Origin of the sequence: Paraoerskovia marina DSM 21750, from assembly GCF_000701465.1 — a bacterium.
GTDB lineage: Bacteria > Actinomycetota > Actinomycetes > Actinomycetales > Cellulomonadaceae > Paraoerskovia > Paraoerskovia marina.
In genome coordinates this window covers 236,070-256,484 of the sequence record NZ_JNIY01000004.1, presented here as the reverse complement: position 1 = coordinate 256,484, position 20,415 = coordinate 236,070, and the positions used below count along the sequence as shown (strand labels likewise).

The following is a 20,415-nucleotide window of genomic DNA, read 5'->3' as shown; positions in this document are numbered from 1 at the left end:
GTGACCCTCCCACCACCGCCACCGCCGTCCCCCGGCACGGCGGACGACGTCGTCCCTCCCGTCCTCGGGAAGCCTGTCCCCACGCGCTGGTCGTGGTGGCAGCGCATCACGCTGCGCGCACGCCTGGTGACGGTCACCATCCTGCTGCTGGCCGCCGGGCTCGGGATCGCGGCCCTGACGACGTCGACCGTGGTCAGCCAGTACCTCGTCAACGAGATCGACGAGTCGCTGCAGGAGACCGGCGAACGGTTCGACGGCCTCACGTCCGACCAGCTCGTCCAGGCCACGGGCGTCCTGCCGTCCGACTACTACGTGCTGCGCCGCACCGGCTCGGTCGACTCCGCGCCGCTGGTGCAGACCGCCACCGCCATCGAGTACGGCGTGCCCGACATCCCCGAGATGTCCACGCAGGAGATCGACGACGCCGCGCTCGAGCCCTTCACCGTCGACTCGCGGGCCGCCGGCCCCATCGCCCCCACCGTCGGCACCGAGTGGCGGGTCATCACCCTCCCCCTCGTGGACTCCACCGGCGCCACCGTCGGCGGGGCGTTCATCGGACTCCCCCTCGCGGAGATCGACCAGACCGTGACGTTCCTGGTCCGCACCCTGACCGTCAGCGCCGTCGTCATCGCCGCCATCGGCGGCCTCATCGCCGCCATCGCCGTGCGCCGCTCCATGCGGCCGCTGCGCGAGATCGAGGAGACGGCCGCCGGGATCGCCGCCGGCGACCTCAGCCGCCGCGTGCGCCCCGCCCCCGAGAACACCGAGGTCGGCTCGCTCGCCAACTCCCTCAACGTGATGCTCACCCACGTCGAGGTCGCGTTCGCCGAGCGAGAGGCGTCCGAGCAGCGGATGCGGCAGTTCGTCTCCGACGCCTCGCACGAGCTCCGCACCCCCGTCGCCGCCATCCGCGGGTACGCCGAGCTCTACGGCATGGGTGCCCTCACCGAGCCCGAGCAGATCGACGACACCATCGCCCGGATCGAGGACTCCGCCACCCGCATGGGCGCGCTCGTCGCCGACCTGCTCGCCCTCGCCCGCCTCGACGAGGGTCGCGCCCTGCGCCAGGACCCGGTCGACGTCGTCCGGCTCGCCCAGGACGCCGCGCAGGACCTCCACGCCCTCAACCCCGACCGTGCCGTGACCGTCTGCGCGCTCGACGGCTCCGCACGGCCGTCGGACCTGGTCGTGACCGGGGACGAGGACCGCCTCCGCCAGGTCGTCATCAACCTCATCGGCAACGTCGCCCGCCACACCCCCGCGACGGCACCCTGCGAGATCGCCCTCGGGCGGTCCGACGACGGCCGGGCCGTCCTCGAGGTCCGTGACCACGGCCCCGGGGTCGACCCCGCGCAGGCCGACCGGATCTTCGAACGCTTCTACCGCGCCGACGCCTCACGAACCCGAGAATCCGGCGGCTCCGGGCTCGGGATGGCGATCGTCGCCGCCATCGTCGCGGCGCACCGCGGAACCGTCCGCGTCGGCTCCACCCCGGGCGGCGGACTCACGGTCGTCGTCACACTGCCCTGACGGGGCTACGATGGCGCACCGTGGCTCTTCCGCGCCACGGACCTGACACCCCGTCGAAGAAGGCAGATATGGGCGCCGACACCACGGACGCACCGCAGTGGTTGCTCACCAGCTGGACCCGCAGCGCACAGGCCGCCGGGGCGACGGCCTCCCGTGAGGAGATCCGGGCCGTCGGCGACGAGCTCCTCTCCCGCTGGCTCGACCCCGCCCGGCACTTCCACAACCAGCGCCACCTCGGCGACGTCCTCAGCCGCGTCGACGAGCTCTCCCAGGAGACCCACGACCCCGACCTGGTGCGCCTCGCCGCCTGGTACCACGGGGCCGTCTTCAACGCCGCCGACAAGGTCGCCTACGCCCAGAAGGGCGGCGAGGACGAGTCCGCCAGCGCCCTCATGGCCATCGAACAGCTCACCGCGCTCGGCGTCCCCGAGGCCAGCACCCGGCGCGTGGCCCACCTCGTCAACGCGCTCGTGCGGCACGCCCCCGACGCGACCGACTTCGACTGCGCCGTGCTCTGCGACGCCGACCTCGCGGTCCTCGCGTCCGAGCCGCAGCGGTACAAGGAGTACCTGCAGTGCGTGCGCGACGAGTACGCGCACATCCCCCGGATCGACTACGTCCGCGCCCGCATCGCGATCCTCGGCAAGCTGCTCGGACGGCGCTCGCTGTTCTGCTCGCCGCTCGGCGCCGCGTGGGAGGAGCCGGCGCGGCAGAACGTCTCCGCCGAGCTGCAGCGGTTGCAGAAGGAGGAGCGCAGGCTCGTCGCCGCCGGGGTCGAAGCGGGCACTGGCGACGCGACCGATTCCCCCGAGGCCCCGAACTAGTCAGGAGCGGCGCAACAGCTCCCCGCCGCGCTCGATCGCCTCTGCGCGCGTCGTCACGCCCAGCTTGCGGTACAGGCTCGCGACCTGCGTCTTCACCGTGTTGCGCGAGACGAAGAGCCGCCGGGCGATCTGCTCCAGCGTGAACCCCTGGACCAGCTCGCACAGCACCGCCGTCTCGCGGCGACTCAGGCTGCCGACCCGCTCCGGGCGCGGCAGCTCCGTGGCCTGTCGCGTCTCGTCGATCGTCATCGTCATCGTCATCCCCTCCACTCGCGGCAACCGCCTCGGTACGGTCGCCGTTGTGGATGAGACGAGGCAGTCTGCGGACTATGACGCGAAACGTGCGAAGTATTCTGGGCAGATGTCCGTGCTGATCGACTCCCCGCGCTGGCCGGCCCACGGGCGCCTGTGGGGACACCTGGTCAGCGACACCTCCGTCGACGAGCTCCACGACTTCGCCGTGCGCGCCGGGCTGCCGCCGCGCGCGTTCGACCTGGACCACTACGACTACCCCGCAGAGCGCTACGACCACTACGTCGGTCTCGGCGCCGTGCCCGTGGGTCGGCGCGAGATGGTGCGTCGGCTGGCCGCGTCGGGGCTGCGCGTGCGCGGGGCGGACCGGCCGGGCCCGTAGAAGGTCCTCGCCGAGCGGCACCTTCTGGCTCCCACACCGCCACACGCTGCGCCGAGCGGTACCTTCTGGCTCCCACACCGCCGTCGTGAGGACCACAACGTGCCGCTCGGCGAACCGGCATCCGCGGCATCCGACCCGCGACGACCCCACACCCCCCGGAACGTTCTGCCTCCCGCCCCGCCGCATGCTGCGCCGAGCGGTACCTTCTGGCTCCCACACCGCCGTCGTGAGGAGCACAACGTGCCGCTCGGCGAACCGGCATCCGCAGCACTCGACCCGCGACGACCCCGCACCGGCCCAGGCGTCCCCACACCGACGCAGGAGACCCGCACCGACCCAGGCGGCCGCCGCGAGGGTCCGGGAGGGCCCGCGGGGGGCCGGGAACGACGACAGGCCGCCGACCGGGATGTCCCGGCCGACGGCCTGTCGTGCGAGGTGGTTCCGGTCGACCCCGGAGGGCCGCCCGTCACCGGGTCAGGCGTGGATCAGAAGTCCATGCCGCCCATGCCCGGGTCGCCTGCAGGAGCGGCACCGGCCGGCTCCGGCTTGTCGGCGACGACAGCCTCGGTGGTGAGGAAGAGCGCCGCGATGGAGGCGGCGTTCTGCAGCGCGGAGCGCGTGACCTTGACCGGGTCGTTGACGCCGGCAGCCAGGAGGTCCTCGTACTCGCCGGTCGCGGCGTTGAGGCCGTGACCCGGGGTGAGGTTGCGGACCTTCTCCGCGACGACGCCACCCTCGAGGCCGGCGTTCTCGGCGATCTGCTTCAGCGGAGCGTCGATCGAGCGGCGCACGATCTGCGCACCGGTCGACTCGTCACCCTCGAGCGAGAGGGTCGCGAACGCGGCCTCGCCGGCCTGGATGAGGGCGACGCCACCACCGGCGACGATGCCCTCCTCGACGGCAGCCTTGGCGTTGCGCACGGCGTCCTCGATGCGGTGCTTGCGCTCCTTGAGCTCGACCTCGGTCGCGGCACCGGCCTTGATGACGGCGACGCCGCCGGCCAGCTTGGCGAGGCGCTCCTGCAGCTTCTCGCGGTCGTAGTCGGAGTCCGACTTCTCGATCTCGGAGCGGATCTGGTTCACGCGGCCGCCGATGAGGTCGGCGTCGCCGGAGCCCTCGACGATCGTGGTCTCGTCCTTGGTGACGACGACCTTGCGTGCCTGGCCGAGCAGGTCGAGCGTGGCGGTCTCGAGCTTGAGGCCGACCGTCTCGGAGATGACCTGGCCACCGGTGAGGATCGCGATGTCCTGCAGCATGGCCTTGCGGCGGTCACCGAAGCCCGGAGCCTTGACGGCGACGGACTTGAAGGTGCCGCGGATCTTGTTGAGCACGAGGGTCGCAAGAGCCTCGCCCTCGACGTCCTCGGCGATGATGAGCAGCGAGCGACCGGCCTTCATGACCTGGTCGAGCAGCGGCAGCAGGTCCTTGACGTTGGCGATCTTGGACTCGACGATCAGGACGTACGGGTCCTCGAGCACGGCTTCCTGGCGCTCGGCGTCGGTCTCGAAGTAGCGGGCGAGGAAGCCCTTGTCGAAGCGCATGCCCTCGGTGAGCTCGAGCTCGAGCCCGAAGGAGTTGGACTCCTCGACGGTGATGACGCCTTCCTTGCCGACCTTGTCGATCGCCTGCGCGATGAGCGCGCCGATCTCGGGGTCGCCGGCGGAGATGGCGGCGGTGGCGGCGATCTCCTCGGTCGTCTCGATGTCCTTGGCGGCGTTCAGCAGCTCGGCGGTGACGGCCTCGACGGCCTTCTCGATGCCGCGCTTGAGCGCGATCGGGTTCGACCCGGCGGCGACGTTGCGCAGGCCCTCGCGCACGAGTGCCTGGGCGAGGACGGTCGCGGTGGTGGTTCCGTCACCGGCGACGTCGTCCGTCTTCTTGGCGACCTCCTTGACGAGCTCGGCGCCGATGCGCTCGTACGGGTCCTCGAGCTCGATCTCCTTGGCGATGCTGACACCGTCGTTGGTGATCGTGGGGGCGCCCCACTTCTTGTCCAGGACGACGTTGCGACCCTTGGGGCCGAGCGTGACCTTGACCGTGTCCGCGAGCTGGTTGAGCCCGCGCTCCATGCTTCGACGAGCAACCTCGTCGAACGCGATGATCTTTGCCATGAGAGTTGTGTTCCTCCGCTGGTACGTGGAGGTCGGCCGGCGCCCGCGACGGACGGCCACGCTCGACGACGTTCCCTTCACGTCGTCGCACGGACCTCGCCTGTCGACCCGAGACTGTCACTCTCCTGCAGAGAGTGCTAACCACATTATTGGCACTCGTGAGGCGCGAGTGCAAGACGGTGGACGTGTGTTGCGCCGACGGCGTACCCGGCCCTGTGGATCGCGCCCCGACGTAGCGACGCCCTGCCCGTAGGATCGGCGCGTGAGACCCCGCAGCGCCCGAGGACGGGCCACCGTCGCCGCGATCGTCGTCGTGCTGCTCGCCCTCGCCGCCACCGGCACGTATGCCCTGACACGGGAGACGATCGCCCACGTCGACCTCTACGAGGACGGCGTCGCGCTCGGGCCGGACGGCACGGTCTACCGCCTGCCCGCGGGATTCGACGCGACCTACCTCGAGGGCAGTCGCGTCCTGGACCCCGCCACGCTGGACGACGACGACCTCGACCCGGACGGCGACGTCACCACCGCGATCAAGCCCGTCGGCGGCGGGTCGCCGGCATCGGCACTGGCGGACGCCGCGGGTGCCGAGCAGACGGCCGAGGAGTCGCGCGCCTGGCTCGCCGCGGGGACGATCCCCGGCGCGTCGGCAGACCTCGAGGACCTGGGCACGGACGCGCTCCTGGACCTGCACGCGCTCGTGCTCGACAACGGGGCGTCCGTCGCCGCGCCGTCGCCGCCGTGGTGGTACACCTGGCCACGCGACGGCGCGTTCGTCGCCGTGGCCCTCGCGCGCACCGGCCACGTCGACGACGCCGCGGACGTCCTCGCGTTTCTTCAGGGGGTCCAGGAGGACGACGGGTCGTTCCAGGCACGCTATCTCCCCGACGGCTCCGGACCGCCCGACGACCGGGGCGAGCAGTCGGACGGCCCCGGATGGATGCTCTGGGCCACCGACGAGGTCCTCGCGGCCGCCCCCGTCGACGACCGCGCTGCCCTGCGGAGCCGTTTGGACCCGCTCGTCGACGCGTCGTCGACCTACCTCCTCAGCCTGGTCGACGTCCCGTCGTCCCTCCCGCCGGCGTCGAGCGACTACTGGGAGGTCGAGGCCGACGAGCTCACGCTCGGGACGGCGGGCCCCGTGCTCGCCGGTCTCGAGGCGGCCGCCGCGATCTACGCGGACGACGGCGACGGCGAGCGCTCGCGCATCCTGCGCACGGCGGCCGACGAGACCCGGAGCTCGATCGAGCAGACGTTCGGCGCCGCAGGCTACCCGCGCGAGATCACGGGCGGGGCGCGGGACGCCGCGACGGCGTTCGTCCTGCCGCCGTTCCAGCCCACGCCGCTCGAGGGCGCCACCGAGGCCTGGGTCGCGTCGGTGGACGAGATGCGGCGCCCCGCCGGCGGCCTGGCACCCGGCGGCGGGTGGAAGAACGACGGCATCTCCTGGACGCCGCAGACCTCCCTGTACGCGATGACGGCGGCCACGATGGACGACCGGCACGTCGCGCTCAGCTGGCTCGACTGGATCGACAGCCACCGCACGGACTCCGGGGCGATCCCGGAGAAGGTCCTCGCCGACGGCTCGCCCGCGGCCGTCGCGCCGCTGGCGTGGAGCGCGGCCAACGTGCTGATCGCCCTCGATACCCTGGACCGGAGCGCACCCGCACCACCGGAGGTGTCGGACACCGACGCGCCCGTCGACGAGACCGAGGTATCCCCGTGAACCGCATGTCGAGCGCCGCCGCGACCTGCGCGGTCGCCGCCCTGATCCTGACCGGCTGCACGAGCGGAGCCTCGCAGGAGTCCGCCCCGTCGCCGACGTCCTCCCCGACGCCCACGGCCACGGCGAGCCCGGAGCCGACCGAGACCCCGACCCCGACGCCGACGCCGACCGGCCCCGAGGACCCGCTGCCCGACGGCGACGTCGACATCCTGCTGATCGGCAACGACTCCCGCGACCCCGAGAGTCTCGGCGGCAACGCCGACACGATCATGCTCGCCCACGTCCCCGAGGACCGCGAGAACCTCTACCTGATCTCGTTCACCCGGGACATGTGGGTGCCGATCCCCGGTCTCGGCGAGGGGAAGATCAACTCGGCGTTCTCGCGCGGCGGCACACCGACGCTCACGGAGACGGTCTCCGAGCTGCTCGGCGGCGTCGACGTCGACTACACGATGCAGACCAACTTCGCGGGATTCATCGCGCTGACGCGGGCGCTCGACGGCTTCGAGGTGGACAACAAGTACGCCACCTCGGTGACCGTCAACAGCACGGGGCGGGAGGTCGTGTTCGACGAGGGCATGATCGAGCTCGAGAACACCGACGGCCTGATCTACACCCGCGAGCGCAAGCGCCTGCCCCTGGGGGACCTGGACCGCACCGAGCGCCAGCGTGCCGCGGTGACGGGGATGCTGGCCGAGATCGCCGGGCAGGCCCAGGACCCGGAGGTCCTTGCCGAGCTGATGCCCGTCCTGCTCGGGAACGTCAAGGTCACGGGCGACCTCGACCTGGCGGACTTCACGGCCCTCGCGGAGCTCTCGGAAGCGCTCGGCCGCGACGACGTGGTCGGTCTGATGGTGCCGATCACCGGGTTCGGCACCAAGAACGGGGCGTCGGTGAACCTCGTCGACGAGGCGCAGACCGCCGACCTGGGCGCCGCAATCCGCAGCGACTCCCTCGATGCCTACGTGGAGCGGTACGGCACCGACTACGCCCCGTAGCCGGGCGCGGTCAGGGGGCGAGCGACGGCGTCGAGAGCCCCAGACCGCGGAGCAGGCGCCGTGCGGCGAACCAGCCACCCATGCCATGGACACCCGGGCCCGGCGGTGTCGACGCCGAGCCGAGAACCGCGTCGGCGTGCCCCGTGTCCCAGGGCGACCTCCGCACACGGGGGCCGAGCAGCACCCGTGGCACGGTCACGGGACCGCCGGAGATGTTGCCGCCGACCAGGTTGGCGTCGTGCTCCGCCATCCGTGCCGCGGGCGTGCACCGGGTGTCGACGACCAGGTCGCGGACGCCGGGTGCGAAGCGTTCGAGCTGGGCGAGGACGTCGTCGGTGACGTCGCGGTCCGAGCCGAGCGGGACGTGCGCGTAGGTCCAGAGGGGACGCAGCCCGGCGACCTCGCGGGTCGGGTCGACCACGGCAGGGTCGCTCACGAGGACGACGGGCCGGACGGCATGTCCGCCGGCGGCGACCTCGGCCTCCGCGCGCACGATCTCGGCGCGATGCCCACCGAGGTGCACGGTGCCCGCACGCCCGACGTCGGGCTCCTCCCACGGGACGGGGCCGTCCAGCACGAGGTCCACGCGGGCGGCCGCGGACATTCGTGCGCCTACGCCCCACCCTCGGACCAGACCCCGCCCTCGGGCCCTGGCACCGGCACCGGCACCGGCACCGGCACCGGCCACCGATACCCCATTAGCCCGCTCTCCGGGATCGGCCACGTCACGAGTGCCGCCGAGGATCTCCCGCGCCGCCTCGGGCGAGGTGTCGAGGACGTACCCCCGCGCCGGGGGCAGGTCACGACGCGACCGCACCGGCCGGTCCACCTCGACCCGCCCGCCGTGCGCGGTGAGGTCCGCGACGAGCGCGTCGACGATCGCCTGACTGCCGCCGCGCGGCACGGGCCAGCCTCCGGGGGCGTGCGCGAGGGCCCCGAGCAGCGCGCCCGTGCCACCGGCGGCCAACCCGGGCAGCGGCGTGGAGGTGTGCGCCGCGACCCCGGCGAAGAGCGCCTGGGCCGCTGGCGTCCGGAACGGGTCCGTCGGCCCGGAACGCACGCCCCGCGCCCCGACCGGACCGAGCGCGTACCGCGCCGCGAGCGCCGCACCCCGGAGTGCGGCGGGGGTCGGCCGGACCGAGCGTCCCAGCAGTGCGCCGACGAGCGCCTCCCAGTCCCGGGCGAGGGGACCGAACGTCGCGGCCCACCGGTCGCCGTCCTGCCCCAACGACGCCGCGGTCGTGGCGAGGTCCCGGTACGCGAGTGCTGCCGCGCCGTCGGGAAGCGGGTGGGCGTACGAGACCTCGGGGACGAGCAGCTCGACGCCCCGGGCTGCGAGGTCGAACTCGCGGAAGAACGGCGAGGCCCAGGCGAGCGGGTGCACGGCCGAGCAGACGTCGTGCAGGAGCCCGTGGTCGTCGCGCAGGGTCCGGGCGCCGCCACCGACGGTGGGCTGCGCCTCGAGGACGAGGACGTCGAGCCCGGCACGGGCGGTCGTCACCGCTGCGGCGAGCCCGTTGGGCCCGGACCCGACGACGACGACGTCGTGCATGTCAGCCGGCGTTCGGCAGGTCTTCCTCGACCACGACGATGACCTCACCGTCACGGAGCGCGACCTCGGAGGCCTGCTCGGCCGGGATACCCAGCACCGCGGCGACGGCCTGGGCGGTCTCCGCACGGCCCTCGATGTACCAGACGGTGTTGGCGGTCAGGCCCGTCCCGGGGTCGGGGTAGTTGGCGGCGGCGACGTCGGTGAACCCTGCGGCGGTCAGCGCGGCCTGTCCGGCGGCGGCCTCCCCGGCGGGCCCGTTCTCGTTGAGGACACGCACGTAGGCCGACAGGTCGGCCGCGGCGAGCAGGGAGTCGACGTCGTCTGTCTCCTCCGTGGGCTCCTCGGTCGGTTCCTCGGTCTCGGTGGGCTCCTCGGTCGGCTCCTCCGTCGCGGCGTCCGTCGCCTCGTCGGACGGCGTCTCGCTCGCCTCGGCACCCTCGTCGGTGCCGGCGGCGGAGTCCTCCGACGACGCGACCGGTGCGGGGTCGTCGTCCATCGAGACGTACGCGACCGCGCCCACGCCGAGCGCTCCGGCCAGGACGATGACCGTCAGGAACGGCCACGTCCGCGACCATGCGGACCGGGGTGCCCTGTGTACGCCGACGGGAGCGCCGGCCGGTGCCGGCGCGTCGAACTCGTCAGGCTCGTACGGGTATCGAGAAGAGGTCACGAGGGGAAGGGTAGCCGGAACCGGCCGGGAGAATAAACGGCCTGGTCACGATCCGGTCCCGAGGCGCCGTGCCTCGCGGGCCCGGTGTCGGGTCGATCGCATCCGCCGCAGACGCTTGACGAGCATCGGATCGTGCTCGAGCGCCTCGGGCGTGTCGATGATCGCGTTGAGGACCTGGTAGTAGCGCGTCGCGGTCATGTCGAAGAGGTCGCGGACGGCCTGCTCCTTGACCCCGGCGTACTTCCACCACTGACGCTCGAAGTCGAGGATCTCGCGGCTGCGGGTGTCCAGGCCACCCGTCGCCTCGTCCGTCGTCCCGCTGTCCTGCTGCTCGCAGATCTGCTCGCTCATGGCACCTCCTGCGGCCAGCCTAGGCGACGAATCACACGCTTGTCGTTTCCCTCGCCGACGTACCGTCATCTGGTCCGGGTACGGTCGTCGACGTGCCGCTCTTCGACCTTCCCCCCACGAGCCCGCCGCACGCGGACCTGCCCGCGGTGCGCGACGTCGTCGCCCCGGACTGGGCCGAGGCCCTCGCCCCGGTGGAGCCCGCGCTGCACGCCGTGGGCGAGCGCCTGCGCGCCGAGGTCGCCGACGGGCACACCTACCTCCCCGCACCCGAGAACATCCTGCGGGCGTTCGCCCGGCCGATGGCCGACGTGCGCGTGCTCGTCGTCGGGCAGGACCCGTACCCGACCCCCGGGCACGCGACAGGCCTGTCGTTCTCCGTGGCGCGCGGCGTCCGCCCGGTCCCCCGCTCCCTGCAGAACCTCTTCACCGAGCTGCACGACGACGTCGGGGCGCCCGTCCGGGGGCACGGCGACCTGACGTCGTGGGCCGACCAGGGCGTGCTGCTGCTCAACCGGGTCCTGACCGTCCGACCGGGCGACGCCGCCTCCCATCGCGGGATCGGGTGGGAAGAGGTGACCGACCAGGCGATCCGTGCACTCGTCGCCCGCGACGCCCCGCTGGTGGCGGTGCTCTGGGGCCGGCAGGCCCAGGCGCTGCGACCTCTGCTCGGCGAGACCCCCGTCGTGGAGAGCGCACACCCGAGCCCGCTGTCCGCGCGCCGCGGGTTCTTCGGGTCCCGCCCCTTCTCGCGCGTCAACGAGCTGCTGGCCGCGCAGGGCGCGGACCCGGTCGACTGGACACTGCCCCTCTAGCCCCCGCACCCGGAAGGGGGTCGACAGCGGGTGCACAATGGGCTGCGTGAATACGCACGACGACGTCACCCGCTGGTCCTCGTACGTCGCCATCGGCGACTCGTTCTCCGAGGGGCTGTGGGACCCGTACCCGACGGACCCGGACCACCAGCGCGGGTGGGCCGACCGACTCGCCCTCGTCCTCAACGACCGCCGCGTCGCCGCCGGCGCCGAGCCGCTGCAGTACGCCAACACCGCGATCCGCGGCAAGCTCCTGCGCTCGATCCTCGTCGACCAGGTGCCGCGCGCGATCGAGATGCGGCCCGACCTCGTCAGCATGGTCGGGGGCGGCAACGACATCCTGCGCCCCCGCGCCGACATCGACCGGCTGGCCCGCGACCTGGAGCACGGCGTGGTGCGGTTGCGCGAGGCCGGGATCGACGTGCTCCTGGCCACCGGGTTCGACGCGAAGGCCGGCATGGTGGCCGTGACCCGCTCCCGTGTCGGCGTGTACAACTCGATGATCTGGTCGATCGCGCAGCGCCACGGCTGCCACGTCCTCGACCTGTGGGGGATGCGGTCGCTGCAGGACTGGCGCATGTGGTCGGAGGACCGCCTCCACCTGACCCCCGAGGGTCACACCCGCGTGCGCGACGCCGCCCTCGTCGGCCTCGGCCTCGCCCCCGAGGCGTCCGACTGGGACACCCCGCTCGAGGCGCAGGCCCCGACGCCCGCCGTCCGGCGCGCCCGCGAGAACGCCGAGTGGGCCCGCACGCACCTGGTGCCGTGGATCCAGCGCCGCGTCCGCCGGGTCTCCTCGGGCGACGCCCGCACCGCCAAGCAGCCGGAGCTGTCCGCCGTGCTGCGCGGCGGGGAGATCAACGCCGAGGACCGCGACTGACACAGGTCGGCAACCGCACGACGACGGCCTCGCACCCGGGTGGGTGCGAGGCCGTCGTGGTGGAGCCGCCTGTCGGGTTCGAACCGACGACCTTTCGCTTACAAGGCGAGCGCTCTACCAGCTGAGCTAAGGCGGCGTGGCGCCCGGCAGGCCGGACGACGGTCCCCTGCGGGACGCCGGACAGCCTACCGGGCGATGCGTCACTCGGTGGAATCGCCCTCGGCAGGTTCCTCGGCGTCACTCTCGCCCGAGGTGCCGGCCGCCGCGTCGACGGCCTTCTCGAGCTCGCCGTCGGTGCTCCAGGCACCGTCCCAGCGCTCGCCGTCGATCGCGATCGTCGGGGTGCCGAAGCCGCCGTTCTCGTTCGCGAGCTCGTCGTCGCCGGCCGCCGTCTCGGTCACCGCGGTGACGTAGTCGCCGTACGTGTCCATCGCCTCGCCGCGCTCGATGTCCTGCGCGACGTCCGCCGGCACGCCGGCCTGCTCGGCGATCTGGGCGATCTGCGCGTCGGTCAGACCGGAGGAGTTCTCCTCGGGCTGGTTGGCGAACATGGTGTCGAAGAACGCCGACATCTGCTCCGGCGCCTGGTCGGCGACGTAGTACGCCGCCGCGGCCGCACGGGTGGAGAACTGGCTGCCCGAGGACATGCGGTCCAGGATCGAGACGGGGTACATGACCTCGGTGACCTCGCCGGACTCACGGAGCTCGTCCAGCGTCGGGCCGTTGAGCGACTCGAACTGGCCGCAGATGGGGCACATGAAGTCGAGGTAGACGGCGACCTCGACGGCACCGTCGTTGGTGGTCCCGGCGGAGCCGTCGGCGCCGATCGGGATGCCGCCGTCCTCGGTCGCCGCGGCCGGGCCGTCGGTTCGCTCGAGCGCGGGCTTGCTGCCCTGCGCCAGGATGAACCAGATGACGAGACCGAGCGCGATCACGCCGACGGCGAGCAGGGTCAGGGTGATGATGCGGGTGCGGCGGTCCTTCGCGGCCTGGGCGGCGCGCGCCTTCTCGGCGTCGGCGACGGCTTGCTTGCGGCGTTCTGCCTTGGACAGGTTCTGCTGAGACATGGGGCTCCTCGAAAGATGCGGATGCTGGGGGGTCGCTACGGCACGGACAGGGCCGGCGGGCCGCGCCACGTGACGGCGGCGCCGTGCACGGCGCGTGCGACCGCGGCGCTCCGGCGTCCGAGCACCGGGACGTCCGCTCGGTCGTCGGCCGGCACGGCTCCCGCCGTGCGGACCAGCGCGACGAGGCGACGCCGGGCAGCGGTACGGAACCGCGTGACCGCGCGGGCCACGGCAGCACCGGCACCGACGGCCACGCACAGCGCGGCCACGTGGGCGACGAGCACAGAGACGGCGAGCGCCCCGACGACGTGGACCGCGGCGTCGGTGGTCCCGCCCACGGCCACCTCCCCCGCGGGGCACGCGGCGGAGTCCCGGACGAGCGCGAGGCGCATCCCCCAGGCGGCACCCGTGGCGCCGATGTCAACGCACCGGTGCACGACGGCGTAGCCGTGGACCGAGGCGAGCGTCGCCAGGCCCGTGACCACCCCGAGGACGGCCAGCACCACACCGGTCAGCAGCCCGCCGCCGTACGGCGTCGGGCGCGTCGCTCCGCGGTGTCCAGGGTGCACGCGCCCAGCGTAGCGGCCAACGACGTCGAGGACAGCGTCGGTACTACGAGAGGGTCGGTGCCTCGGACAGCGGCCACCACTCGACGGGCGACCCCGAGGCGAGCAGGACCGCGGCTGCCACGGCGGCGGCCAGTACGACCACCAGGACGATCACGGTGCCCACGGTCCCGGACGCGACGGCGGCCATCACCGTGCGCGAACCCACCCGGGTCAGCCGTGACGCCGGCCCGAACCACGCGAAGAGGACCGCGACGGTCATCGCGAGGCAGAGGACGACGACGTACACCCAGTCCTCGTTGCGGCCCCCGACGGAAAGCGACTCGGTGGACTGGTCGATGGAGACCTGCAGCCGACCCGGCTCCAGCAGCCACCACGACGCGGCGACGATCAGCACGGCGGCACAGCCACCGACGAGCAGCCCGCCGAGCGCGCCGACCACGGTGCGCAGCAGCAGGTACGGGCTCGCGAGCGCCACCATCGCGCCGTCGCTCCGCGAGACCCCGCGCCGCTCTCGACGCGAGTGCAGCGCGTCGCCGAACACTCCGAACAGCCGCAGCACGACGACGAGCACCGCCAGCACCACGAAGGCGACCCCGGGGGCGCTGCCCGCGTACAGGACCAGGGCGACCCCGGCGATGCCGGCGGCCCACGGCCGACGCCGGTGCTGCGGGCGCACGTAGCCGGGCACCTCGGGCTCGCTCTGCACGACGCCCACCGGGTCGACCCCGACGGCGCGGGTCCGGCCGTCGTTCGCGTCCACCGCCCCGAGGGGGACGACCCCGCCCACCACCTGGGTGGCGGACTCCGCGGGGGTCCGGTCGCCGTCGTCGGCCGCACGGGACAGGGCTGTGATCACCTGGTCGGGGCGCATCCGCTGCGAGGGCTCGGGCCGCAGGGCCGCGTGCAGGGCGCCGTAGGTGTGGGCACCGAGCCCCTCGAGATCGGCGTCCCCGGTCCGGGCGCGGGCGAGGACGGCCTCGACGGGTCGTACGCCGAAGGGCGCCCGCCCGGTGGCCGCGTAGGCGAGCAGCGCCGCCCAGCCCCACCAGTCCGACTCCGTCCCCGGCTCGGACCCGGACAGGAGCTCCGGTGCAAGGTATCCCGGCGTCCCCATGACGAGCCCCGACGAGGTCATCCGTGCGTCGTCGAGCCCGTGGGCGATCCCGAAGTCGATCAGCACGGGGCCCTCGTCCGTGACGAGGACGTTCGACGGCTTCAGGTCGCGGTGCACGACGCCCGCGGCGTGCACGGCACGCAGGGCCTCGGCCAGCTCCTCGGCGAGCGCCAGGAGGTCGTCCGGTCCCAGCGGACCGCCGTCGCGGATCTCGTCCTCGAGGCTGATTCCCTCGACGAGCTCGGTGACGATGAACGCGTCCGCGCCCTCGAGCTCGACGTCGAGGATGGCGGCCACCGCCGGGTGGTCGAGGCGGCGCAGCGCCGCCGCCTCCCGCCGCAGACGCTCACGTCCCTGCGCGCTCGTGTCGGCGTCGACGTGGGAGTGCAGGACCTTCAGCGCGACGCTCCGGCCACCGCCGTCGGTCGCGCGGTACACGCTGCCCATCGCGCCCGCACCGAGGCGCGACTCCACCCGGTAGCCACCGAGCTCCGTGCCGGCGGCGATCCCGCCCGTGCTGTCCATGGCGTCACCGTACCGAGGCTGACGCGCACCGCACGCGCACCGACACGTCCGTCCCGCGAGAACGAGCCGGGAACTGGCTCGCGCGGTACCCTGCCCTTGCCTCCACATCGGCGGCGCTGCGGAAACCCTCGGGAGTATTTCTTGGCACAGGACGGCGGATTCGACCTCGTAGTGGTGGCCAACAGGCTCCCCGTGGACATCGAGCTCACGGACGACGGATCGATCAACTGGAAGCGGTCACCCGGTGGCCTCGTCACGGCCCTCGAGCCCGTCATGCAGGCGGCCGACGGCGCATGGGTCGGCTGGTCCGGAGGACCGGACTTCGAGGTCCCGCCGTTCGAGGGCGACGGGATGCACCTGGTGCCCGTCACCCTCTCGGCCGAGGAGATCGAGAAGTACTACGAGGGCTTCTCCAACGACACGCTGTGGCCGCTCTACCACGACGTGATCGCACCCCCGGCGTACCACCGGCAGTGGTGGGACGCCTACCGCCGCGTGAACCAGCGCTTCGCCGACGCCGCGGCCGCCCAGGCCGCGCAGGGCGCCGTCGTGTGGGTCCACGACTACCAGCTCCAGCTGGTCCCCAAGATGCTCCGTGAGCAGCGGCCGGACCTGCGGATCGGGTTCTTCGACCACATCCCCTTCCCCCCGCTCGAGCTGTTCCAGCAGCTCCCGTGGCGCGCGCAGGTGCTCGAGGGTCTGCTCGGCGCCGACCTGATCGGGTTCCAGCGGGCCGGTGACGCCTCGAACTTCATCCGCGCCGTCCGGCGGCTGACCGACCGGCCGACCCGTGGGCCGATCATCACCATGCCCGACGCCGACGGCCGGCCCGGCCGCCACGTCCGCGCCGCGTCGTTCCCGATCTCGATCGACTCCGCCCACTTCGACGAGCTCGCGCGGACCCCGGAGGTCCAGGCGCGCGCCAAGGAGATCCGTGCCGACCTCGGCGACCCCGAGGTCGTCATGCTCGGCGTCGACCGCCTCGACTACACCAAGGGCATCCGGCACCGGATCAAGGCCTACGGCGAGATCCTGCAGGACGGCCGGATCGACGTGCAGGGTGCCACCCTCATCCAGGTCGCGAGCCCCAGCCGCGAGAACGTCGGCGCTTACCAGGAGCTGCGCGAGCACGTCGAGGGGCTCGTCGGCCGCATCAACGGCGAGTACGGCGAGATCGGCCACTCGGCGATCCACTACCTGCACCACTCCTACCCGCCCGAGGAGATGGCGGCGCTCTACCTCGCCGCCGACGTCATGCTCGTGACCTCGCTGCGCGACGGGATGAACCTCGTCGCCAAGGAGTACGTGGCGGCGCGCTCCGACGACCGCGGCGTCCTCGTCCTCTCGGAGTTCACCGGGGCCGCGGACGAGCTCGCGCCCGGTGCGCTGCTCGTCAACCCGCACAACATCGACGGCATGAAGGACACGATCGTCGCCGCCGCGAACATGGACGAGCGCGAGCAGCGTCGTCGGATGCGCAAGCTGCGCAAGCGGGTGCTGGCGGACGACGTCACCAAGTGGTCGGACTCGTTCCTCGGCGTGCTCACCGCCATGCCCTCGCGACAGGACCACGTGTGACGGAGACCGACCCCGCGGCGCTCGAGGGAGCGCTCGCGGACCTTGCCGCGCACCGACCCGTCCTGGTGGCCCTCGACTTCGACGGCTGCCTCGCCCCCCTCGTCGACGACCCGAGCGCGTCGCGGATGCTGCCCGGTGCCCGCGACGCCCTGACCCGGATGGCGCCGCTCGCCCCGCACGTGCAGCTCGCGCTCGTCTCGGGGCGGCACCTGGCCGACCTGGCCGCGCTCGCCGACCCGCCGCTCGGCACGTGGCTCGTGGGCAGTCACGGGGCCGAGACCGGGGAGGTCGGCCCCGACGGGCTCGTCACCGTCCCGTTCGACCTCGCGCCGGACGACGCCGAGACCCGCCGCTCCCTGATCGCCGGGTTCGAGGAGATCGCCGCGGAGTACGACGGCGCCCACGTCGAGACCAAGCCCACGGCTGCGGTCCTGCACACGCGCCGGGCGACGCGCGGCGACGCCGAGGACGCGGACCGCCGGGCCGACGCCGTCGCCGAGTCGCTGGGGCTCTCCCCGATGCACGGCAAGGACGTCGTGGAGACCTCGGTCGTCGAGACCTCCAAGGGCGAGGGGCTCGAGGCGCTGCGCGCGCGGCTGGCCGAGGCGTGCGACGTCGGACCCGCCGACGTCCGGGTGCTGTACGCCGGGGACGACACCACCGACGAGCGAGCGTTCTCCCGCCCCGGCGCCGTGGACCTCGCGATCAAGGTCGGCGACGGTGAGACGGCGGCGTCGTTCCGCGTCTCCTCACCACAGGCGGTCGCCGACCTGCTCGGCCGGCTCGCGACGCACCTGAGCGTGTGAGCATCCCCACCCGATCGACCGGAGTCGTGTGACCCAGCACACCGCGGGGGCAGGTAGGCTGTCTTCACGTCGCGTCCACGACGGCCGCGACCGTGTCACCGCTGACGCACTGCGACGCAACGGCACACCACCACAACGGATCGTCCGGCACGTACCTGCCGGTGGAGGGATGTACCAGCCATGGCTACCGTAACTTTCGACCACGCGACCCGGGTCTACCCCGGCACGGAGCGCCCCGCTGTCGACCAGCTCAACCTGCACATCGAGGACGGCGAGTTCCTCGTCCTCGTCGGCCCGTCGGGTTGTGGAAAGTCCACGTCGCTGCGCATGCTCGCCGGCCTCGAGGACGTCAACGCGGGCAACATCTACATCGGCGACCGCGACGTCACGGACGTCCAGCCGAAGGACCGCGACATCGCGATGGTGTTCCAGAACTACGCGCTGTACCCGCACATGTCGGTCGCCGACAACATGGGCTTCGCGCTGAAGATCGCGGGCACGCCCAAGCAGGAGATCCGCAAGCGCGTCGAAGAGGCCGCCGAGATCCTCGACCTCACCGAGTACCTGGACCGCAAGCCCAAGGCCCTCTCCGGTGGTCAGCGTCAGCGTGTCGCCATGGGCCGTGCGATCGTCCGTCAGCCGCAGGTCTTCCTCATGGACGAGCCGCTGTCGAACCTCGACGCCAAGCTTCGCGTCTCGACCCGTACGCAGATCGCGTCGCTGCAGCGTCGCCTCGGCGTCACGACCGTCTACGTCACGCACGACCAGACCGAGGCCCTCACCATGGGTGACCGCATCGCGGTCCTCAAGGACGGTCTCCTGCAGCAGGTCGGCACGCCGCGCGAGATGTACGACACGCCCGCGAACATCTTCGTGGCCGGCTTCATCGGCTCGCCCGCGATGAACCTCGCCACGTTCGACGTCGCGGACGGCTACGCCCAGGTCGGCGAGGCTCGCGTCCCGATCGCCGCCGAGGCCGTCTCGAAGCTCACCGACGCCGACAAGGGCAAGGTCACGATCGGCTTCCGCCCCGAGGCGCTCTCGGTGGTCGACCAGGCCGGCCCCGGGTCGTTCCCCGTCGAGGTCGACCTCGTCGAGGAGCTCGGCTCGGACGCGTTCGTCTACGGCCGCCTCGTCGGCCCGAAGGCGCTCGACGCCCAGGTCACCTCGGGTGCCGGCACCGGACAGGTCATCGTCCGCGTCGACCCGCGCAAGGTCCCCATGAAGGGCGACCGTCTGTACGTCTCGATCCGCGAGGGCGAGCAGCACGTCTTCTCGCCGTCGACGGGCGAGCGTCTCTGACACCGACGCACGACTGACACACGCACGGGGCGGGACCGCGACGGTCCCGCCCCGTGCTGCGTCCGGGCCGCCCATCGGGGCCCGCAGGGTGGGTGAGTAGGCTGCAGGGGTGCAGAACCTGCAGATCACCGCGACCGCCCCCGACCCCGCGATCCTCGACCTCCCGTGGCACCTGCCGCTGGTCGACTGGCCCGACGAGGTTCTGGCGGCGTTCCCGCGCGGCATCTCGCGGCACGTCGTCCGGTTCGTCAAGCTCTCGGGCCGCGTGATCGCGATCAAGGAGATCGGCGAGAGCGTCGCCTACCGGGAGTACGAGCTGCTGCGGCAGCTGCGCCGGCTCGACGTGCCGAGCGTCGTGCCCGTCGGGGTCATCACCGGCCGCCAGGACGAGAACGGCGAACGGCTGGAGGCCGTGCTCGTCACCGAGCACCTGCAGTTCTCCCTGCCGTACCGGGCCCTCTTCTCCCGCGCCCTGCGCCCGGACACCGCCGACCGCCTCATCGACGCGCTCGCGGTGCTCCTCGTCCGGCTTCACCTCATCGGCTTCTACTGGGGCGACGTCTCGCTGTCGAACACCCTGTTCCGGCGTGACGCCGAGGCCTACGCCGCCTACCTCGTGGACGCGGAGACCGGCGACCTGCACCGGGCGCTGAGCCCGGGCCAGCGCGCCTACGACCTCGACCTCGCCCGCACCAACATCATCGGCGAGCTCATGGACCTCGCAGCCGGCGAGCTGATCGACGAGGACGTCGACCTGGTCGCGATCGGCAACACGCTCGTCGAGCGCTACGAGGGACTCTGGGAGACCCTCACGGGCGCCGAGAGCTTCGGCATGGACGAGCGGTGGCGGGTGGCCGCCCGCATCGAGAAGCTGAACGAGCTGGGCTTCGACGTCGGGGAGCTGGAGATCACCACGGACATCGACGGCGTGAGCGTCCGTATCCAGCCGAAGGTGGTCGACGCGGGGCACCACGCCCGCCGCCTGATGCGCCTGACCGGTCTCGACGTCCAGGAGGGCCAGGCGCGCCGCCTGCTCAACGACCTGGACAGCTTCACCGCGGCGCACGAGCGCCAGAACGACAGCGAGGAGTTCGTGGCGCACGACTGGCTGCGCACCGCCTTCGAGCCGACCGTCGAGGCGGTCCCGCGCGAGCTCCGCGGCAAGCTGGAGCCGGCCCAGCTCTTCCACGAGATCCTCGACCACCGCTGGTTCGTGGCGGAGCAGCGCGGCGCGGACGTCCCGCTGGCGGAGGCGACCCGGTCGTACGTCGAGAACGTCCTGCGCGACCGCCCGGACGAGCAGGCGCTGCTCGGGGTGACGCCCGACGAGCGCGCGGCGGGCGTCCCCGACCCGGACGACCTGTAG

Annotated in this window: 19 protein-coding genes and 1 tRNA gene; 11 read left to right on the top strand and 9 right to left on the bottom strand. The window is 72.7% G+C overall.

Annotated elements, in window-relative coordinates; genetic code table 11:
- Positions 1-1,530: a sensor histidine kinase gene (locus tag Q343_RS0107330; protein WP_081829693.1), complete on the top strand. Its 1,530-nt coding sequence runs from the start codon at positions 1-3 to the stop codon at positions 1,528-1,530.
- A gap of 68 nt (positions 1,531-1,598) precedes the next feature.
- Complete coding sequence (locus tag Q343_RS0107325) at positions 1,599-2,354, top strand: HD domain-containing protein (RefSeq protein ID WP_029252939.1); 756 nt, start codon at positions 1,599-1,601, stop codon at positions 2,352-2,354.
- Here the strand turns inward: Q343_RS0107325 and Q343_RS0107320 are convergent, their stop codons facing one another.
- The gene (locus Q343_RS0107320) at positions 2,355-2,609 is read right to left on the bottom strand and encodes a response regulator transcription factor (RefSeq protein ID WP_331713072.1); all 255 of its coding nucleotides are present in this window, start codon (positions 2,607-2,609) and stop codon (positions 2,355-2,357) included.
- Between the two features lie 106 nt (positions 2,610-2,715).
- Here Q343_RS0107320 and Q343_RS0107315 point away from each other — a divergent pair, with 106 nt between their 5' ends.
- Positions 2,716-2,988 (top strand): DUF4031 domain-containing protein, encoded by a 273-nt coding sequence (locus tag Q343_RS0107315; protein ID WP_029252937.1) that lies wholly within the window; start codon positions 2,716-2,718, stop codon positions 2,986-2,988.
- Positions 2,989-3,473: 485 nt separating this feature from the next.
- Here Q343_RS0107315 and groL read toward each other — a convergent pair whose 3' ends face one another.
- Positions 3,474-5,099 (bottom strand): chaperonin GroEL, encoded by a 1,626-nt coding sequence (gene groL / locus Q343_RS0107310; RefSeq protein ID WP_029252936.1) that lies wholly within the window; start codon positions 5,097-5,099, stop codon positions 3,474-3,476.
- Positions 5,100-5,361: 262 nt separating this feature from the next.
- On the opposite strand from groL, the gene Q343_RS15285 reads away from it, so the two are divergent.
- Together Q343_RS15285 and Q343_RS15280 are read left to right on the top strand one after the other, a co-directional pair.
- Entirely contained in the window at positions 5,362-6,825 is a 1,464-nt protein-coding gene (locus Q343_RS15285) for a glycoside hydrolase family 15 (protein WP_162175473.1), read from the top strand.
- A 5-nt stretch (positions 6,826-6,830) separates the two neighbouring features.
- Positions 6,831-7,823, top strand: coding sequence for an LCP family protein (locus tag Q343_RS15280; protein WP_248616794.1), 993 nt, complete (start codon positions 6,831-6,833; stop codon positions 7,821-7,823).
- A gap of 10 nt (positions 7,824-7,833) precedes the next feature.
- On the opposite strand, the gene Q343_RS0107295 is transcribed toward Q343_RS15280, so the two are convergent.
- Genes Q343_RS0107295 through Q343_RS0107285 form a run of 3 tightly spaced genes read right to left on the bottom strand, consistent with a single transcriptional unit; the run spans position 7,834 to position 10,396 of the window.
- On the bottom strand, positions 7,834-9,375 hold the full coding sequence (locus tag Q343_RS0107295) for a phytoene desaturase family protein (protein ID WP_029252933.1): 1,542 nt from the start codon (positions 9,373-9,375) through the stop codon (positions 7,834-7,836).
- 1 nt (position 9,376) lies between these two features.
- Entirely contained in the window at positions 9,377-10,045 is a 669-nt protein-coding gene (locus Q343_RS0107290) for a LytR C-terminal domain-containing protein (RefSeq protein WP_052366981.1), read from the bottom strand.
- A 45-nt stretch (positions 10,046-10,090) separates the two neighbouring features.
- Positions 10,091-10,396, bottom strand: coding sequence for a DUF3263 domain-containing protein (locus Q343_RS0107285; protein ID WP_043109756.1), 306 nt, complete (start codon positions 10,394-10,396; stop codon positions 10,091-10,093).
- A 137-nt stretch (positions 10,397-10,533) separates the two neighbouring features.
- Here Q343_RS0107285 and Q343_RS0107280 point away from each other — a divergent pair, with 137 nt between their 5' ends.
- The gene (locus tag Q343_RS0107280) at positions 10,534-11,208 is read left to right on the top strand and encodes a uracil-DNA glycosylase (RefSeq protein WP_029252930.1); all 675 of its coding nucleotides are present in this window, start codon (positions 10,534-10,536) and stop codon (positions 11,206-11,208) included.
- A gap of 37 nt (positions 11,209-11,245) precedes the next feature.
- A complete protein-coding gene (locus tag Q343_RS0107275; RefSeq protein WP_052366980.1) occupies positions 11,246-12,088 on the top strand; it encodes an SGNH/GDSL hydrolase family protein in 843 nt (280 codons plus the stop codon).
- A gap of 60 nt (positions 12,089-12,148) precedes the next feature.
- Here Q343_RS0107275 and Q343_RS0107270 read toward each other — a convergent pair.
- The 4 genes from Q343_RS0107270 to Q343_RS0107255 form a co-directional block, all read right to left on the bottom strand.
- Positions 12,149-12,224: transfer RNA gene (locus tag Q343_RS0107270), tRNA-Thr, on the bottom strand.
- Positions 12,225-12,288: 64 nt separating this feature from the next.
- Entirely contained in the window at positions 12,289-13,155 is an 867-nt protein-coding gene (locus tag Q343_RS0107265; protein WP_043109754.1) for a DsbA family protein, read from the bottom strand.
- A 35-nt stretch (positions 13,156-13,190) separates the two neighbouring features.
- Positions 13,191-13,724, bottom strand: coding sequence for a hypothetical protein (locus tag Q343_RS0107260; protein WP_029252927.1), 534 nt, complete (start codon positions 13,722-13,724; stop codon positions 13,191-13,193).
- Between the two features lie 43 nt (positions 13,725-13,767).
- The gene (locus tag Q343_RS0107255; RefSeq protein ID WP_029252926.1) at positions 13,768-15,363 is read right to left on the bottom strand and encodes a serine/threonine-protein kinase; all 1,596 of its coding nucleotides are present in this window, start codon (positions 15,361-15,363) and stop codon (positions 13,768-13,770) included.
- Positions 15,364-15,555: 192 nt separating this feature from the next.
- Between Q343_RS0107255 and Q343_RS0107250 the strand changes: the two genes are divergently transcribed.
- From Q343_RS0107250 to Q343_RS0107235, 4 genes are all read left to right on the top strand, one after another.
- Positions 15,556-16,941 (top strand): alpha,alpha-trehalose-phosphate synthase (UDP-forming), encoded by a 1,386-nt coding sequence (locus Q343_RS0107250; RefSeq protein ID WP_282706019.1) that lies wholly within the window; start codon positions 15,556-15,558, stop codon positions 16,939-16,941.
- Entirely contained in the window at positions 16,938-17,747 is an 810-nt protein-coding gene (gene otsB, locus Q343_RS0107245; RefSeq protein ID WP_029252924.1) for a trehalose-phosphatase, read from the top strand. The genes Q343_RS0107250 and otsB overlap by 4 nt, the downstream gene beginning before the upstream one ends.
- Before the next feature lie 180 nt (positions 17,748-17,927).
- Positions 17,928-19,049, top strand: a complete 1,122-nt coding sequence (locus Q343_RS0107240) for an ABC transporter ATP-binding protein (protein WP_029252923.1) — start codon at positions 17,928-17,930, stop codon at positions 19,047-19,049.
- 109 nt (positions 19,050-19,158) lie between these two features.
- On the top strand, positions 19,159-20,415 hold the full coding sequence (locus Q343_RS0107235; protein ID WP_029252922.1) for a DUF4032 domain-containing protein: 1,257 nt from the start codon (positions 19,159-19,161) through the stop codon (positions 20,413-20,415).

What these genes read in the sequence shown, in the direction of transcription:
- Q343_RS0107295 (WP_029252933.1), bottom strand. Translation starts at nt 9,375, where the DNA reads ATGCACGACGTCGTCGTCGTCGGGTCCGGGCCCAACGGGCTCGCCGCA.
- Q343_RS0107325 (WP_029252939.1), top strand. Translation starts at nt 1,599, where the DNA reads ATGGGCGCCGACACCACGGACGCACCGCAGTGGTTGCTCACCAGCTGG.
- Q343_RS15280 (WP_248616794.1), top strand. Translation starts at nt 6,831, where the DNA reads ATGTCGAGCGCCGCCGCGACCTGCGCGGTCGCCGCCCTGATCCTGACC.
- Q343_RS0107240 (WP_029252923.1), top strand. Translation starts at nt 17,928, where the DNA reads ATGGCTACCGTAACTTTCGACCACGCGACCCGGGTCTACCCCGGCACG.
- Q343_RS0107275 (WP_052366980.1), top strand. Translation starts at nt 11,246, where the DNA reads ATGGGCTGCGTGAATACGCACGACGACGTCACCCGCTGGTCCTCGTAC.
- Q343_RS0107255 (WP_029252926.1), bottom strand. Translation starts at nt 15,363, where the DNA reads ATGGACAGCACGGGCGGGATCGCCGCCGGCACGGAGCTCGGTGGCTAC.
- Q343_RS0107320 (WP_331713072.1), bottom strand. Translation starts at nt 2,609, where the DNA reads ATGACGATGACGATCGACGAGACGCGACAGGCCACGGAGCTGCCGCGC.
- Q343_RS0107285 (WP_043109756.1), bottom strand. Translation starts at nt 10,396, where the DNA reads ATGAGCGAGCAGATCTGCGAGCAGCAGGACAGCGGGACGACGGACGAG.
- Q343_RS0107315 (WP_029252937.1), top strand. Translation starts at nt 2,716, where the DNA reads ATGTCCGTGCTGATCGACTCCCCGCGCTGGCCGGCCCACGGGCGCCTG.
- Q343_RS0107265 (WP_043109754.1), bottom strand. Translation starts at nt 13,155, where the DNA reads ATGTCTCAGCAGAACCTGTCCAAGGCAGAACGCCGCAAGCAAGCCGTC.
- groL (WP_029252936.1), bottom strand. Translation starts at nt 5,099, where the DNA reads ATGGCAAAGATCATCGCGTTCGACGAGGTTGCTCGTCGAAGCATGGAG.